The 15,508-nt window shown below is 38.5% G+C and carries 13 protein-coding genes and 1 pseudogene; 13 read left to right on the forward strand and 1 reads right to left on the reverse strand.

Going from position 1 to position 15,508, the window contains the following annotated elements:
* Positions 1–119 precede the first annotated feature (119 nt).
* Positions 120–461, reverse strand: a complete 342-nt coding sequence (locus HMO_RS0108890; protein WP_010301690.1) for a hypothetical protein — start codon at positions 459–461, stop codon at positions 120–122.
* Positions 462–1,528: 1,067 nt separating this feature from the next.
* On the opposite strand from HMO_RS0108890, the gene HMO_RS0108895 reads away from it, so the two are divergent.
* The 13 genes and pseudogenes from HMO_RS0108895 (at position 1,529) to HMO_RS0108960 (ending at position 15,467) form a co-directional block, all read left to right on the forward strand.
* Positions 1,529–3,901, forward strand: coding sequence for an ankyrin repeat domain-containing protein (locus HMO_RS0108895; protein WP_010301693.1), 2,373 nt, complete (start codon positions 1,529–1,531; stop codon positions 3,899–3,901).
* A gap of 44 nt (positions 3,902–3,945) precedes the next feature.
* A complete protein-coding gene (locus HMO_RS15680; protein ID WP_010301697.1) occupies positions 3,946–5,409 on the forward strand; it encodes a tetratricopeptide repeat protein in 1,464 nt (487 codons plus the stop codon).
* A gap of 20 nt (positions 5,410–5,429) precedes the next feature.
* The gene (locus HMO_RS0108905) at positions 5,430–6,359 is read left to right on the forward strand and encodes a leucine-rich repeat domain-containing protein (protein WP_010301698.1); all 930 of its coding nucleotides are present in this window, start codon (positions 5,430–5,432) and stop codon (positions 6,357–6,359) included.
* A 587-nt stretch (positions 6,360–6,946) separates the two neighbouring features.
* Positions 6,947–9,229, forward strand: coding sequence for an ATP-binding protein (locus HMO_RS15685; RefSeq protein ID WP_010301700.1), 2,283 nt, complete (start codon positions 6,947–6,949; stop codon positions 9,227–9,229).
* 478 nt (positions 9,230–9,707) lie between these two features.
* The gene (locus HMO_RS17670; protein ID WP_010301701.1) at positions 9,708–9,977 is read left to right on the forward strand and encodes a SemiSWEET family sugar transporter; all 270 of its coding nucleotides are present in this window, start codon (positions 9,708–9,710) and stop codon (positions 9,975–9,977) included.
* Positions 9,978–10,167: 190 nt separating this feature from the next.
* Positions 10,168–10,392 (forward strand): annotated as a pseudogene (locus tag HMO_RS14480) (recombinase family protein); the annotation flags it as partial.
* 140 nt (positions 10,393–10,532) lie between these two features.
* On the forward strand, positions 10,533–11,159 hold the full coding sequence (locus HMO_RS15690; RefSeq protein ID WP_010301706.1) for a tetratricopeptide repeat protein: 627 nt from the start codon (positions 10,533–10,535) through the stop codon (positions 11,157–11,159).
* 68 nt (positions 11,160–11,227) lie between these two features.
* Complete coding sequence (locus HMO_RS0108930; protein ID WP_010301708.1) at positions 11,228–11,431, forward strand: helix-turn-helix domain-containing protein; 204 nt, start codon at positions 11,228–11,230, stop codon at positions 11,429–11,431.
* Between the two features lie 197 nt (positions 11,432–11,628).
* A complete protein-coding gene (locus tag HMO_RS0108940; protein ID WP_010301713.1) occupies positions 11,629–12,702 on the forward strand; it encodes a hypothetical protein in 1,074 nt (357 codons plus the stop codon).
* A 140-nt stretch (positions 12,703–12,842) separates the two neighbouring features.
* Positions 12,843–13,139 (forward strand): hypothetical protein, encoded by a 297-nt coding sequence (locus HMO_RS0108945; RefSeq protein WP_029448782.1) that lies wholly within the window; start codon positions 12,843–12,845, stop codon positions 13,137–13,139.
* A 71-nt stretch (positions 13,140–13,210) separates the two neighbouring features.
* Positions 13,211–13,519, forward strand: a complete 309-nt coding sequence (locus tag HMO_RS0108950) for a hypothetical protein (protein WP_010301720.1) — start codon at positions 13,211–13,213, stop codon at positions 13,517–13,519.
* Positions 13,520–13,526: 7 nt separating this feature from the next.
* On the forward strand, positions 13,527–14,747 hold the full coding sequence (locus HMO_RS0108955) for a hypothetical protein (RefSeq protein WP_010301723.1): 1,221 nt from the start codon (positions 13,527–13,529) through the stop codon (positions 14,745–14,747).
* Between the two features lie 30 nt (positions 14,748–14,777).
* Positions 14,778–15,467, forward strand: coding sequence for a LysM peptidoglycan-binding domain-containing protein (locus tag HMO_RS0108960; protein WP_075261236.1), 690 nt, complete (start codon positions 14,778–14,780; stop codon positions 15,465–15,467).
* The last annotated feature ends 41 nt before the right edge of the window (positions 15,468–15,508 follow it).

Consider the following 15,508-nt stretch of genomic DNA (forward strand, 5'->3'; position numbering starts at 1 on the left):
ATGTAAGAGAGGGGGAGATTTTCCCTCTTTTTATCATTTTGTTGCCAAAAGGTACTGTTGCATTTAAGGAATGAAGTAATAGTTATCCCATTTCCTAAATGCAACAGTGCCTCGAAAATTTAATCCAGTGATGAAAAATCTGTTTTTGAAAGCTGTGAATTTCTCAGATGAATTTGACAACTTTGTTCCATTACTGATGCGAGAAGATTCAGCACTTTAGTGGGCAGACCTTGAGTATCGACATAAGTCAGGCTAGTGCACCCGCTAAGGAAATTAGCTCTAATTGTGGTGCAGTTATTGCTCGCATTTGTTAAGGTGAGTTTACCTATATAGAGGCTAGTAGGAGAAAGAAGCGCAACCTCTTGATCTATATTATAAATAATTGTATGAGGATGAGTCTTTGAAAGATAACCTTCTTCTTTAAGGCGATCCAGACCATTAGCATTAGATTGATTTACCACAATAAAATGTGGCTTCGTGGTCAGCCTTTCATTATCTTCATCTATACCAATAAGGAAGTAGTTATGCTCCGCTTTTAATTTTTGGAGGGCCTTTTAAAATAAATAGCGAAATTACTTATACAGCTTAAAGCTGATATCCGTTTTATCTTGTCAGCAAACCATAAAACCATTCTTCACTGTGAAGTAATATCTTCCCTCGAATGATTCAGATCTACTAGACGCCTAGCTTTTAATAAAGACGTCTTTAAAGAAATTATAACAATATTGCCTTCTTGGATACCAATTAGGATTTCTTCGCCATCTTCTAAACCCAGTTATCTTATGTAATCCGAGAATAAAGATATTTTAGTTACTATAAAATTAATGAGTATTTTGAATTTAAAATATTAATTCTATAAAATGTAATATCTCAGAGCTTGTTCCTAGATAAAAATTAGTCACTATAGGGATATATGTACCATAAACTATATATTCATTCTCGTCCAAATAAGGCGGATATCGCTTTTTAAGATAAATGGATTGCTTAGTTTTCAATACTCTCTCTTAGGGTATCCTAATTTAATGCCTTCTATAAATTTAGTACTGACATAATTATCAATGAGCTCAAATAAGAATTACCATCCAATTAAAAGTTATGAAAAAGGAAGTATCAACAAGCGACTGTTTTATAAAACAGATTTTGTAATCAGTAACAATATTAGATTTATAAGAGGATATTATATATTCCAAAAGACACTGCAATAGAGGTCAAGTGAAATTTTAAGGGGCACCGGGCCTAGAATAAATCTACTTATCTATTTTTTTATAATTGCGGAGAAGATAAATATTTATTGGCGGGCACAAAAGAAGGGGGCTCCGAGGGGACAAGACAACCGTCTTTTACTGAGAAATAAATGGCAATGCAATTTCATGCGCGCCTCTAGAAAAGGGTGTCTCTATCTTTCGTAAAGTTATATTTAAAAATTAAAAAATTCAATTTTTCTCATGGTTGAGCGTAGAGGGAAATAGATATGAGGGAGCTAGCATATTTAAATCTTTAAGTTTTTAGCTTTACAGTTGAGTTATCTATGAAAAAAATAATTTTAACCTTACCTCTCTTGGTGCCCTTTATTTCCATTGCTTTGCCTAATGATTGCTCTCCCAGTAAGTTTTATGATGAATCGGCTAGTAGAAGGATTATTACAGCGGTCGACCGAGGAGATATTTCTCGTTTAAGAGGGTTATTTGAGGCAGGCCTGCCCGTCGACTGGATAGACCATAAAGGACGCTCTTTATTAGAACGGGCCTGTGCTCGCGGTAGAACAGATCTTGTGAGAGAACTGTTAAATAGAAATGCAGATATTAATCATCAAGATAACGAGGGAAATACAGCCCTCTATCGGGCCTGCCAAGAAGAAAAGTGTGATTTAGTCTCTCTCCTTATTGGTAAAGGGGTGGAGGTGAATCTAGCAAATAACCAAGGAATAACACCTTTATATGTTGCCAGTAAGAAAGGACAGGAGACTCTTATTGATCTCTTATGTGAAGCCGGAGCTCAAATCTCTATTGCTTCCCGAGAGCAACAAGAAACCCCTTTATGGATAGCAGCTAAACAAGGATCCGAAAAAATTGTCGCCAAACTCCTCGATTATTGTCTTGCTAACGAATCCACCAGAAAGATTATTGATCAGAGCAATAATAAAGGAATTAGTCCCCTTTTAATTGCTTGCTATCAAGGGCATGAAAACGTAGTGGCTCAGTTGTTACGCCAAGGAGCTTCTGTCAATCAAGCGAAAGAAGATGGTATTACGCCATTAATGGTTGCCACGGCACATGGTTACCTTTCGATCGTACAACTACTATTAGCACATGGGGCTGATGTGGAATTAAGAGCGTCAAAACAAGTTGGCGGAGGTAGCGCTTTAGATTATGCAAAGCAAGTGAATAATCCTCTTTTATGTTCAGCGCTTGAAGAGGCTCATCCTCAAAAAAGCCAAGCAAAGAAAAAAGATAAAGAGTTAAATTTAATCCGTTCCGCGCAGAAAGAGAAGGAGGAGTCACCCGCAGTTTTACTCTCTTCCGACAGTTCGGAAAATCAATTTGCTCCTCCAGTTGTGGCTGAAAAGCTATCGAAAGCTATAGAGACCTTAAAAGATCATTTTAATTCCACCTCCTCTCCAAATGCTGCAGCTTGGCGCACAGAGGTTCCAGTGCAGGATGTTGCTGCTGTTCTAACGCCTGCTGAACAGCAGGCTTTACAACAAGCAGATAAAATTGTCGTCGACTATAATGCGAAATATTCTCAGTCTCTTGAAAATTTAACTCGTTTTTCAAAGGCCAAACAAAAGCTTTCCAAGGTGTTTTCAAAAGCCGCCAAGGTTACAAAAGATGTAGTATCAGGGCCTGATATCAATTCACTTAAGATGTTACAGCAGCAAGTAAATGCTGCTTACGGCCAAGAAGTAATTAAACTTGATCAAGCCCGTCTTGAAAAAAATCATAAAGAGCGCTTGACACATTTAACTACTAGCCATCAGCAGAAAGAAAAAGCGCTTGAGTTAGAATTGGAACAAATTCGCACTCAATTAAAAACGGCACCACATCGGCGTATAGAGCTTATGGAGAAACAGCAACAAATTGCAAATGACCTGGTAACAGACGCAAGGCTATATCAAACCAATTTAGCCCGCTTACAAAATCCTCTTCAAGCTGCTTTATCAGATTTCCATGATTGGAAAAGAACAGTTTTCTATGATTTTGTTAAGCTACATCTTGGCAACTATTTTATAACTTATGAAGCTCTTGCCTTGGGAACAGTGGCCCGTCATCCAGAAGCTTATGAGCAAGCTCTGCAAGGAAGTACCACTATTGCTTCTATTTTAAGTGATGCTTTTCTTCCGCTAGGAGGGCTATTAGGTACAGTTGTTGGAACGGTTGTCGAAAAGGGAGCAGGGTTATATGCAGACAAGCAAGTTCGCCTTAAATCAGCTAAAATTGGCAGCCTTTATAATTATAGCGGCTTAGAAGGAATGGTTAAGCTAGCGCAAGAGGTGGCAGATGGTCTGTTGTTCCGGCTTAAGGATGGAATTGTCGACTTAACTCCTGAGAGCCTTGATAAGCTAGCTAAGGTCGCAACAACTCACATGATTGACTACGCTCTTAAGCAATGGGAGCTGGATGAAAATAAGATTATAACTGCCAGTGATCTGTTGCTTCGTAGTGCTCAGCATGAGCCTTCTTGGTTCAAATCACTCTTATCCAAAGCAACCTTAGAAACGGAAGATGGTCGCTCTTTTGATGGATGGGCTTTGTTGACCCAAACTCAACAAGTCGTTCTTGATGATGGGCGTTTTAAAAGAGCAGCAAGATTTTTTGCCAAGCAGGCGAAGAAAAATGGTGGAGCTTTTATTAATTATGCCGGTCAAGCAGTGTCAGTAGTAACGGACTTTGTAAGCTTTTAGAACAATTATAAGATTCTCCATATAACATAGAAAAAGAGACACCAATGAAAGTAAAAAAATCTATTCTCCTTAAACGCCTTTCCTTAACCAAAACATTATTATGCTTAACCCTAATAAGGGGATTAGCATTATCAACGGACGCTCTGGCCAGTGATAGTGACGAAGAAAATAATTCTAGCCGATTTAGCTTAGGAAAAGACTGGGATAGCAGTTCCGCTGCCAGTGATCGCTTTAGTGATAAAAGTTCTCATGTATCATCTCGGATCTCAAGTCGCCATAGTGATTGGGACAGTGCCTCTCAGTGGAGTAGTTCTAGCTCAAGAAGCAGCCGCAATCAGAAGCTGACAGATATTGCTGAACTAAGAAAGCATATCTTTAAAGGTAACTTAGAGATCACACCCGCTAACTATAAGGGGCTTCTACAGTTTGCAGACATCCATGGAACTGCTTTCAGCTCTTACGACAGAGGGGTATTTATTAAAGGTTGGAAGGTTTCCTTAGGTTTTGATCCCCTCTTAGATCTTCTACATAAATTTAGCCAAATTGAAACCTTTAAATTAACGCTTAGCTGGGATCAAGAGGCTGATGTATCTGAAATGGTTGCAAGAGCTGTCCAATTTTATGAGAACTTAACTACCTTAGATATTGCTAGTTGCCGCCTGACAGACAGGGGGATGAATGATATTATAGAATCTATTAGGTATCGTGAAAGGCTTGCAGTCTTAAATATTGCAGACAATCCCTTAAGTAATAAGATGCTAGGCATACTTCAAAAGTATTTTCCCAACGTTTCTAGCTTTGAAGGAGCAGGAGAACTTAGTGCTGCGATGAGTCATCTAACAGTTTCACCACCACAAACCCCGGCCTCTAAACTCCCGTCCTTTCAAAGATTAGGGGAGGAAGAAGCGCCTGCACCAACAAGGCCTACAAAATCTCCTTCTCCCCCGATACTACCAGAAGAAGCAGGATTGCCTCCTGCTCTCTTAGCAAAAGCCAAACACGGGGATGCTGAGGCACAATATGAAATTGGTCGCCACTATTGGCATGGGATCGGAGGCGAGATTAATGAAGAGTATGCATACCCATGGTTTGAAAAATCAGCTCACCAAGGAAATGCAAAAGCTCTTTATCGAGTAGCATATTACCATAATTATGGAAAACCAGAAAAAGCAGAAAAGTGGTTTAAAGAGTGTGTGAGTGGTTTGACTGCTCTTGCTGGTAAAGGTGATCCAGAAGCCCAATATTTATTGGGAATGATGTATGGGTGGGGACGGGCTGGAAGAATGGCGGGAATTACTGAGGATAAGGAAAAAGCTATTGAGTTTTTTAAAAAAACAGCAAAGCAGGGACATTTAAATGCTAAAGTCCAGCTTGGTAATAGCTATATTGAGGAGAAGAAAAATCCAACCAAAGGTCTTCAATTGTTGAAGGAAGCGGCTTACCAAGGCAGTGGAGAAGCTTTTCATAAATTAGGTCAGAAGTATGAGTATGGCAGCGGGGAATCCTAGTATCTCATGCCGCTTTAGCCATGGATGGAGGAATAGACCCAGACTTTCACAGACCGACTGAAAACTTTTTATCTCCTAAATGCAGCCTAATTGAGCATTCGAAGACTTTTTCTGGAAAACTTAACAATCTCCCAGCTGCTTCCACTCCTCTAAAAACCTTGAATCTGAGTTCGTCTAATTTAAATGATGACGATATGGACCATGTGATGAGCTTAATAAAAGAGAAAAGTGGTTTTCAAGCCCTGGATTTAAGCAATAACCAGCTTAGAAATTCTGGTATACAACGACTCTTTGATGATTTACCTTCAACAATAAAAGTCATTAATTTATCTCATAACAAGCTTACCGTGACATTAGGGGTAGGTGGGATAATGAATAGGTTAGAGAAGACAGAAAGTTTGAAAGCCCTTGATTTAAGTTATAATTTTATGTCTCTTCATCCTATCATAGGAAGAGCAATTGGGGGAGCACTGGAAAAAAATCCTTCTCTCCAGAAGCTTAAACTTAGAGGAATGGGTTTAAATTATGAGAGTTTTCGTTCCATCAGGAAAGGGTTACGCCATAATACTAAGCTTAGCTATTTAGATATAAGTGAAAATCCTATGAATGGAATACTTCTTCTAGAGGACCTAATCGAGGGGAATACTTCTCTTAAACATATTGAAGCAGAAGATTGTGGAATAACTAGGGATGACTTTCTAGATATTCTTGTGGCATTAAATGAAAATCAAACCTTAGAATATTTTGCTTTCGATAAAAACCCAGACATCTCTGACGAAGAGCTTAGGCTATGGGCTCCTAGAATTGAGCAGGATTTAGGATTTAAGGTCGATCTTCAGAACCACACTTTGACACGGATCTCACCTCTCAAGAAGCCGATTCCGCTAGAATATTATGTTTATTCTACGCAGCAAGATCAACCTTCTTTGGCAGAGAAAGTTCAAGATTAGGCCTCTCAAAAATTATATTAAGAGGCTCTGAGGGTATAATCCTTATTATTCTTGCTCCTTTAATTTAAACCTTTTTGCAGATTTTCTATAGTCGCTCAGGTCATACCAGATTATCAAGATCGTTCTGATGCATTAGAGCCAATTAAAGGTGCGTCATTACAAGCTTATTGAGAAAGCTAAAGCATTTAGAATGCTTACACCTATAATTTTTGGTGGAACAATATATATTATTTAACCTTTAAAAGGCAGTACATAATTAATAAAAAAGTTGTAGAATCTAAAAAAATTAAACCAACAGTAATTGGTCGCCTTGAGAAAGAAACCTATTACCATGTTTGCAGCACTCTAAAGATCGCAAGGCAACTTGGCTCAAGAAAAGCAAACACAGCTGCTGCAGTTACAAGAAGTTTATACTCACCGCTCAAGAAGATCCAAGTGTAGTTTATACCTGCTCATTATCCAAAATCAAAAAGTGTAGGTAGGAACTGTTAAAATCTAATAAAAACATTAAAGCATCTCTTTTAACATTTCTCATCTATGCCGTTTAATTTTTTTAATTTTTATATATATAAAAAATAGGTTAGGTAATGAAAATTACTTTTAATATTTTGTTAATCTACAATCTCTTTTGTTATGCATCTATTTACCAGGAAATACATGCAGCAGATAAATCAGAAGACTCTCAATCTAGAGTACCGAATATGCAAGTATGGGGCGTCACTGAGGAAGATGCCGATTATCTTTTTGAAAATTGCCAGGATCTTGTTTGTATTGTAGAGGGAGGCTCCTATACAAGGCTTAACAACAATTGGAAAGAAGTTTTAGGATGGGATTTAGAAGAATTATATTCCAGACCTTATATAGATTTTGTCCACCCTAAAGACGTTCAAAAAACCTTGCAATATGAAGCCTATCCAAACAGATTTGGGCTGCTCAACCGCTTCCGGACAAAAGAAGGGGGATATAGATGGCTTGATTGGATTGTTCTTCCTCGGTTGGGAGAACAAAAGGAAAGAAATTGCTCCATTCAGCTTGCTCGAGATATTACTGAAAGGAAAGTCTTAGAAAAAGAGGCTCGAAGGCATCTAAAATATGTTAGTAAAGACCTCTCAGCAGAAAACACTCTTCTTTCAGGCTTATCGAAGATCCAATCAGCGTATATAAAAGATATTTTTGGAGGGATAACAGAGAATCAATTTGCCAAAAAGGCCATAATAAAAAGCTTCATTTTAGCGACAAAGAGCCGCTTTGGTGTTATAGCCACTTTCTGGCCAGATGGCCATCCTAAAATTACGCTGAGTAAAGCTTATATCAGGCTTTCTACCGCCACACCTAGTGAGAAGAGCTTAAAAAGGATAGAAATAACTTCTTACCCCCATCAACGAAGAAGAATAAAAAATCTACTCAAAGAAACTATTAATAAACAAGAATATCTTATTAAGTCATTACAGCAAAGTAATTTTAGCGCTGGCGAAGATCAAGAACCTTTCCCTCTTTTAAACTTTCTGAGTATTCCTCTTCTGTTAAAAAATGAAGTTATTGGGATTGTTGGGCTGAGTGGCAGTGACTTAGGTTACAGCCAAGAGCTGGTAGATTGGCTAGCGCCATTTTGCGCATTATCTACGCGGATCATTAATGAAGAAAGGTCTTATAAAAGAATAGAAAGCGATCGGCTAAGAAAAGTTAAAGAAGCAGAAGAAGAAGCAAAGGCAAGAGTGGCTTTCAGTTCTCATATCTCCCATGAAATTCGAACACCTCTTACAGGGATGATAGCCCTTTTAGATCTAATAAATCCAAGTCCTCTCCCCGATGAAGAAAGAGATTATTTAAGGATTACAAAATCCTCTGCTGCGTCCTTACTTCAGATTACCAATGATATTCTCGACTTTTCAAAAATTGAAATGAGCCAGCTTAAGTTGGAGACGATTCAGTTTAATCCCTTCTCAGTGGTAAAAGAGGTTACCGAGCTCTTGGCTCCTCAAATGGAAAGTAAAGGGCTGACGATGAAATATACGATTGACCATGCCGTACCAGATAATTTTGTGGGAGATCCCACGCGGTTCCGCCAAATTCTTTTCAATCTTATTGGGAACGCAATCAAATTTACAGAAAAAGGGGGAATAAGGATATCCCTTAAAGTGAAAGCCTATTTAGAAAAACAAACGCAGCAACAGATACCTGGACTCTATTGTGCCGTTAAAGACACAGGGATCGGCATCTCAGAAGAAGGAAGATCTTTAATTTTTAAGCCTTTCAAACAGGCAGACGCGACAGTGACAAGACAATTTGGAGGGACAGGCTTAGGCTTATACATCTCGCAACAGCTCTGTAAGCTTATGAATGGAGATATTGGTTTTAAGAGCGAAGTTGGTAAAGGTTCTACCTTTTACTTTTATATCCCTTTAAGACAACAGCCAAAAGCAAAGGTGGAAAGCCAAGAGGATAAGCCATTAATCTCAACTCAAATTCCCCCCTCTTTGCGAGTTTTAGTAGCTGACGACAATGTAGTAAATCAAATTGTTATTAAAGCCTTATTAAATAAGTTAGGATGCCAAATAACAACCGTTTCAAACGGTAAAGAAGCTCTTGAAATACTGAACCGTGAAAAATTTGATATTGTCCTTATGGATGGGCAAATGCCTATTATGGATGGTCTCACCGCAACAAGGTATATTAGAGAATCTTATGATAGAATTGCCCTTCCCATTATTGGGGTTACGGCCTCGGCACTAAAAGAAGACCGAGAAGAGTTTTTTGGAGCAGGTATTAATGGTTATCTAGAAAAACCAATAAATATGCCGCATCTTAAGGAAGAGATCTCAAGGTGCCTACTAGAGAACAAGTATGCTTTTAATTTGCACAATACATAAAGGTTCTGGAGTGTTCGCGAAAGTGTGTCAGTTCTTTCTTAACTTGGCAAAGAAGATATGATATATCACTTCACTTAGAGCTGTTGTCATATCAATAGTTGTCAAATTCAGAGAGAGCTCATGCTTTTAGAAGCAGATTTTCTTCTTAAAAGAGTATTCCATAAATGTACTTGATATTTTTCTTAAACTCTCTTACCTTTATTACAATATAGAAAGAATAAGGATAGGTAAATTTCTTCTATTCCATCTTAATCTTTCATTAACTGTCCTCCCGACCTTCAGTTTATTAGCCATAATCAAAAATAGCTTTCTGGCTAAACTATAATTGAGAGCTTTATTTTTCCCACGAGAGAGTCGTAAATCTTGCTCCTAAAAAAATGGATGAAGTTCAAACTAGAAGTTTTTCACTTGCTTAATAAAGAAACCCATCACCTTCTATCCATGAATCCACTCCAAACGAAAGTGTACATATTATAATATGCAAAATATAGAGTTCCTTGGCATTTTAGCCGGTCTCATAACTACGATCTCCTTTTTTCCTCAAGCCATCAGGATATGGAAAACCCATAATACCCAAGGAATATCATTAGGAATGTATATGTTTTATTTCTTAGGGCTTATTCTCTGGAGTATATATGCTTGGATAATTAAAGCGCCTGCGCTTCTGATTACCGAATTAGTATCAAGCATTTTGGTAGGATATATCTTATTCCAGAAGTTTAAAGAAACCGAAATTCAGTCTTCATAAAAACACATCATTGGCAAAGAGTTAATTCAAAGCTGACTAATTTAAAGGCTTCATTGTAAAACTAGAGTATACTCTAAACTAACAAATTAAAACCCCTTCAAAATGCATAAAGATAGGGTCAAAAATTTTATTACTTTACAAAAGTAAATGGATGTTTAAGACTCTAACTTAACAAAAATGAGGTAACTTGATGGCTGCTGGAAAAATCATTGGTTATATACGTGTCAGTTCGTTCGAGCAAAATCCTGAGCGGCAGCTAGAAGGAATAAGAACTGATCGACTATTTATCGATAAAACGTCGGGTAAGAATATGGAACGCCCTCAGTTAGCAGAGCTCCTTAAATATGTAAGAGACGGGGATACTGTTGTTGTGCATAGCTTAGATCGTCTCGCCCGCAACCTTGACGATCTGAGGGGTTCTGTTGCATTTAGAAATTAAGTAGGGATAATATATGTAGTGATCCATTTTGGTAGTTCCTTTGTTCTGGTTAACAAGAAACTACCATTTTTTTATTCAATTTTTAATTTAGTTCACACAGCCTAAAGGAGGACATGATGGATAAATTTCTATTAAGATGCATCACTGTTACTTTATTGAGTTCCCTGGGGGTTAAGGCTGAAACGGCCATCAAACCAGTAGACCTTCAAAGAGAAAAAGAGATTTGTGTCGAATTGCTAGGATTGGGGCACACCTATCGAGAGAATAAAAGCTGCGATAAGGCTATTAAAACCTATCATCTTGCAGCTGAGCTTGGGAGCAAGGATGCGCAGACACAACTCGGGAAATTGTATCTAGAAGGTAACTGTGCTAAGAAGAATATGAAAAAATCTGTTCAATATTTTCAGCATGCGGCAGAGAAGGGGGACGCAGATGCTCAAAATAACCTTGCTGTTTCTTACATGGCAGGTATAGGTGTGAAGCGAGATCCTAAAAAAGCTGCTGAGTTATTCAAAAAAGCAGCCGAACAGGGATGGTCAGAAGCCCAATTTAATCTGGGAATTTGCTATACTAAAGGAATAGGTAGCGGGAAAGATTTGGACAAGGCTCAAGAATTGTTCAAGCAATCCCAATTACGGGGTAAAAACTCGATCAATAGCACTGCAGTTGACCAACGTGCCCAAGATATTAGCCAAGTATCAGCTAAGGTCACCAAAGATACATGGGTTCGCAATTGGGAGTAATTTGCTTTATTAGAGGCTCCCAACCGAAATATTTTAGACTATAAACAGAGGGGTGGTTCAGTGAACGGGTGAAGAATCCTTACCTTTTAATAAGTAACGTTGCTCGAGACCTCGGCGTCAATTATACAACCGCGCAAAAAGCTATCCGTAAGCTGAAAGCTGCTGGTATTTTGAAGAAAATTAATGAGAGCAAATGGGGACGGATTTATTGTGCTGAGAGAGTCTTATCTATATTAGAAGAGCCAGCTAAGATTCATGCGGGCTTCTATTAAGGAGTATGAATTTAAGCATTATCAGCCCCATAAAATTTACAAAAAGAATTTATAAGTTCCCGGGCAGCCTGGTAAATAGGCAGAAGGGCCCCAAAGTATAAAATCACATGAATATTCAACTCAACCTTCCTTCTTCAATCCCATAAGCTTAAGAAAAGGATATAATTTGTCAAAGACTTAGCTAAAGGAGAGGACTCATGTTCATAGGTCGAGTACTTACTGTTGCCCTGGTATGCTCTTATAGCGCTGATGCTCCCTATTGTATGGAAGTAGAAGGTCATCCAGGAAATAAAAGAACGCGAGAGGAGACGACCCCTCCTCTGTCAGAGAAAGAAATGCCTGCTCATAAGCGGCGACGCGCCACCCCAGACGAAAGTGCTCCCTCACGTCTTTTTAATCAACTAACAAATCTCTCAAAGGCTAATGCTCAAGCCTTCCAAAATGCAGATACCCCCTCGTTAGATCATAACTATGAACGTTTTAAACAGCTCACCCAGTCAAAAGACTGGAGCGATAACGATTGGCAACAAGCTGTTCGAGATATCAGCGATTGGATTGTTGCCCCCTATACTTCCAACCCGATCAAAGGACCTTCCCAGACAGATCCGCGTCAGATTATCGGTGGACATTTATTTTATCCGCCCGATATGAATGAGCTTTTGGCTTCTTATTACACAGAAAGTCTAATCGAAAGACGCGACCATATTAGGGGCCTGATTATTGCCACTAAATATCACAGTCCTGTTGCAGAGTATTATTTGACTCAGAAGTTAGCCAAGATATATAGTCGCAATTATGAAGACAGGGCAGAGGAAGGAAAGCCGCCTGTCACCTTCTTTGATAAGCATTTTAAGCATGCACTACAAGAGCTTGAGCAGTGCACAGAACATCCTGATGCTTGCCTTATCCTCGGACAAAATTATGCTCTAGATGACGACACACCGGGTATTGTAGATGATGATGATCATAAGGCACTTCAGCTATTTATCAGAGGAGGGGACGCACGTAATAAGCTTGAAGCATTAATTCTCAAGCAACTTGATGTCCGTATATTCTCTGAATCAGAGAGACCGACGATTGAAGATTTTCTCAAGCTTGCAGAGGAAGAAAGCTACGGTCCTGCTTATGTTGAAGCTGCTGAGATGGTGAAAGATCCTAGTAAAAAGATAGATTATCTCACTAAAGCCGTTGATATCTGTCAGTTTTACCCCGCTTATGTTGATCTTGGTTATGTGTACAGATATAAAAAAATAGAGAACAAGCTCTTTTAGCCTTTGAAAATGCAGGTAAGCATGGTGTCTCCCATGGATATATTCTGTGTGCTGCTTTAATTGGGGATAATATTCACTCTTTTCCATTGCATATCCCTATCAGCGTTCTTAAAAAGCTTTCAGAACAGGAGAGAGAAAGAGTGGCTCACTACTATAGGCTTGCTGGCGAAGCCCATGATCCTGAGGGATGGTTACAACTTGCAAGCTTCTATTTTTCTTCTACCCAATTAGTTGAGGCTGATAAAGACAAAGAATCTTTGAGACAGCTCGGGTATGAAGCGCTAGAAGAAGGCATAAAATTAGGGTCACTAAACGCTTATGAAAGAGTCTCGGCAGGGAGTTTTGCTTATAAGCTTCCGGAGCTTATCAAGAAATATGGACCTATGATCACCATAGATTACCATCGAGAAGTTGAAAGGCAACTGCAAGAGAAATAATTGCCCTTCCCCTTGAATATTACGCTTGAGTGCTTACCTGTAAAGAAAAGCTATTATTCAGGGGCCCTTTTATGTGTGCTGTTTTTCAACGACTTTCCTTTTATCTTTTTATAGGTCTTACCCTCCAGGCTTCCTTTTCTCAGGAGGAGCATGACTATGCTAAAGTAATTGTCCATAATGTCGGACAAGGAAACTTTATTACTTTAGAAATTAAACAAAAGAGAGCCATTTCATCTAAGGAGGTGACTAAAAGCGAACAAGAAAAAGCAAGCATAAGTGGAGATCCCGCCAATGCCTTAATTATCGTTGATTGCGGCAGCTCCTCCTATAAAAAAGAGTTAGCATATATGGCTGCAAAATCCGGTTTTCTTATTATATAGGTTTCGAATGCTTAAAATTTATCTTTATAAATGCCTTTTAATCTTATCCGTTTCAACCTTCTCGATAAATTACTGTTGCTCACAAGAGGAGTCTTCAGAGAAAGCTGTCCCTTCTAAACGGGCCCATACAGAATTAGAGCAAGTAAGCCAAGCTGACACACAACCTGGAACTATTCCACCGAAAAAGCAAAAAACTGAGGAAAGAGGAACCTCTGAGAATAGAGAAGAAGAGGAAAGAGAAGCTACAGAGGAAGAGATAGAATCCAAACCCAGCGATTTTCTTCCGCCAGAACATTCTATTACAAAAGCGGCGGATATTGGGACGTGGGTGGGTGATAAAGAAAATGGCATAGCAAATTTTCAGTTAAGTTATCAGGGAACATTAATCTCTGAAGAAATTAAGAAATGGCATCTGGAAATGGGAGCCCAGATTAACCAGATTATTAATTTGAGAGGTCTGAAGAAAAACAAAAATAATTATATTCGAGCAAGAATTGATATCGCCTATAGAAAGGGACAATCATATGAAATTAAGGGTGCCTCAATTCCTATCTTGTTTATTAGTGGTCACTCTAATCAAAGAGCCCGACAAAAAGTTGTACGTTTAGAACAAACAATAGCTCATATAACAAGTGACCCCAGTATTCCAATTGACAGCTATTATGATTGGGTAGATTTGGGAAAGGAAAACTATGAGGGTATTCGAAATAAACTCGAGCCTCTTTATGCTAGAATACCTGAACATGACCTTATAAACCCAGAATTGGTGGAGAAGGAAAAAGATTCTCTAATTAAAAGTACCTCTCATGCTTTTCAATTCTGGATACATAGCGAGGAGCCTTTAATACTTTACATTCTAGGGGAACCTGCAAAAAAAGCTAATAATACGGCTCTGACTCCTACCTTCAGTGAAATAATGGGGAGCATTAAACTTCCAGAAGACGCTGTACCTAAGCTATGTATATTAAGTATGGTTTCCCGTAATGATTGTTGCACTCATTGTAGGCCTCTTCTGTTAGAGGCCATGGAACATCAGGACTTCTTCGATAACCACGTATTAGAAGGATTAAAACATAAAGCAACTGCAGGGCTGACTAAGATTTTACTGTATTCAGCGCTTAAGGAGTTTAAAATAAATAGACCCCAGGAAGGTTACTTGGAAGCTATTAATATACAGCGTGATAACAAGGTTCATTTCTTAATGGCTGAGAATAAAGTAAGTCCATAAAAATAGAATTTATATTAAGGGAGTTATACAATGAGGTATTTATCACTAACAATAGGGATTGTGAGTATGTTGATGAGCTTAAATGGGGCACTAAGTTCAGACGATTTCATCTCAAACATAAGAGGACCAGAAGAAAACAAGAAAATTGCTGAATCTATATTTGAAAAGGCAGGAACAAGTGCTGATGTCAGCGCTTTGACTAGGGAAGAAAAAGAGTGGCTTTATGAAACTGAGCTTCTAGATTCGGTAAAAAAATCGCAACAGTATGGTTATTCTGATTCAGAAGACTTATCCAATGTTTTAGGAGAGCTAGCAGACTTTTATGACTATAAAGGACGAGGAGACCTGTCTAATGAGGTGCTTAAGATGAAAGCAGAACTCGATTTAAAGTGTGCTTTGATGGGGGATGAAGCTACTCTTGGTATATTTAATAGCATGATCAGAAGCAAAGAATTAGAAGACAGTTTCTTTCAAGAAATTATTAATCTTTATCAAGAGAATCCAGATGCCTTTGTTGACGGTAAATATAGCCATCTTATTGAAACAAATGGCTTTCAAGAGCATGTTACTTCCCTTGCCCAGGCTTATAAGAAGTCCTTTCCAGAGACGTTAAAAATCCGCCAACAAAATAATGTACCTATTATCCCTCTATATGATCAAGCCCTTCAACTAGAGCTACTAGAAAGAATAAAAAGAAGGAATAACCACCAGGGAGAATAATCGATCTATCAAAAATTTGTTATATGTGGCAAGTAGCGGCT

Source organism: Candidatus Odyssella thessalonicensis L13, assembly GCF_000190415.1.
Classification (GTDB): domain Bacteria; phylum Pseudomonadota; class Alphaproteobacteria; order Paracaedibacterales; family Paracaedibacteraceae; genus Paracaedibacter; species Paracaedibacter thessalonicensis.

Excerpts from the sequence above, each read along its gene's own strand:
- HMO_RS15690 (WP_010301706.1), top strand. The coding sequence starts at position 10,533 with ATGGATAAATTTCTATTAAGATGCATCACTGTTACTTTATTGAGTTCC.
- HMO_RS0108950 (WP_010301720.1), top strand. The coding sequence starts at position 13,211 with ATGTGTGCTGTTTTTCAACGACTTTCCTTTTATCTTTTTATAGGTCTT.
- HMO_RS15685 (WP_010301700.1), top strand. The coding sequence starts at position 6,947 with ATGAAAATTACTTTTAATATTTTGTTAATCTACAATCTCTTTTGTTAT.
- HMO_RS0108940 (WP_010301713.1), top strand. The coding sequence starts at position 11,629 with ATGTTCATAGGTCGAGTACTTACTGTTGCCCTGGTATGCTCTTATAGC.
- HMO_RS0108895 (WP_010301693.1), top strand. The coding sequence starts at position 1,529 with ATGAAAAAAATAATTTTAACCTTACCTCTCTTGGTGCCCTTTATTTCC.
- HMO_RS0108960 (WP_075261236.1), top strand. The coding sequence starts at position 14,778 with ATGAGGTATTTATCACTAACAATAGGGATTGTGAGTATGTTGATGAGC.
- HMO_RS0108905 (WP_010301698.1), top strand. The coding sequence starts at position 5,430 with ATGGATGGAGGAATAGACCCAGACTTTCACAGACCGACTGAAAACTTT.
- HMO_RS0108955 (WP_010301723.1), top strand. The coding sequence starts at position 13,527 with ATGCTTAAAATTTATCTTTATAAATGCCTTTTAATCTTATCCGTTTCA.
- HMO_RS15680 (WP_010301697.1), top strand. The coding sequence starts at position 3,946 with ATGAAAGTAAAAAAATCTATTCTCCTTAAACGCCTTTCCTTAACCAAA.
- HMO_RS17670 (WP_010301701.1), top strand. The coding sequence starts at position 9,708 with ATGCAAAATATAGAGTTCCTTGGCATTTTAGCCGGTCTCATAACTACG.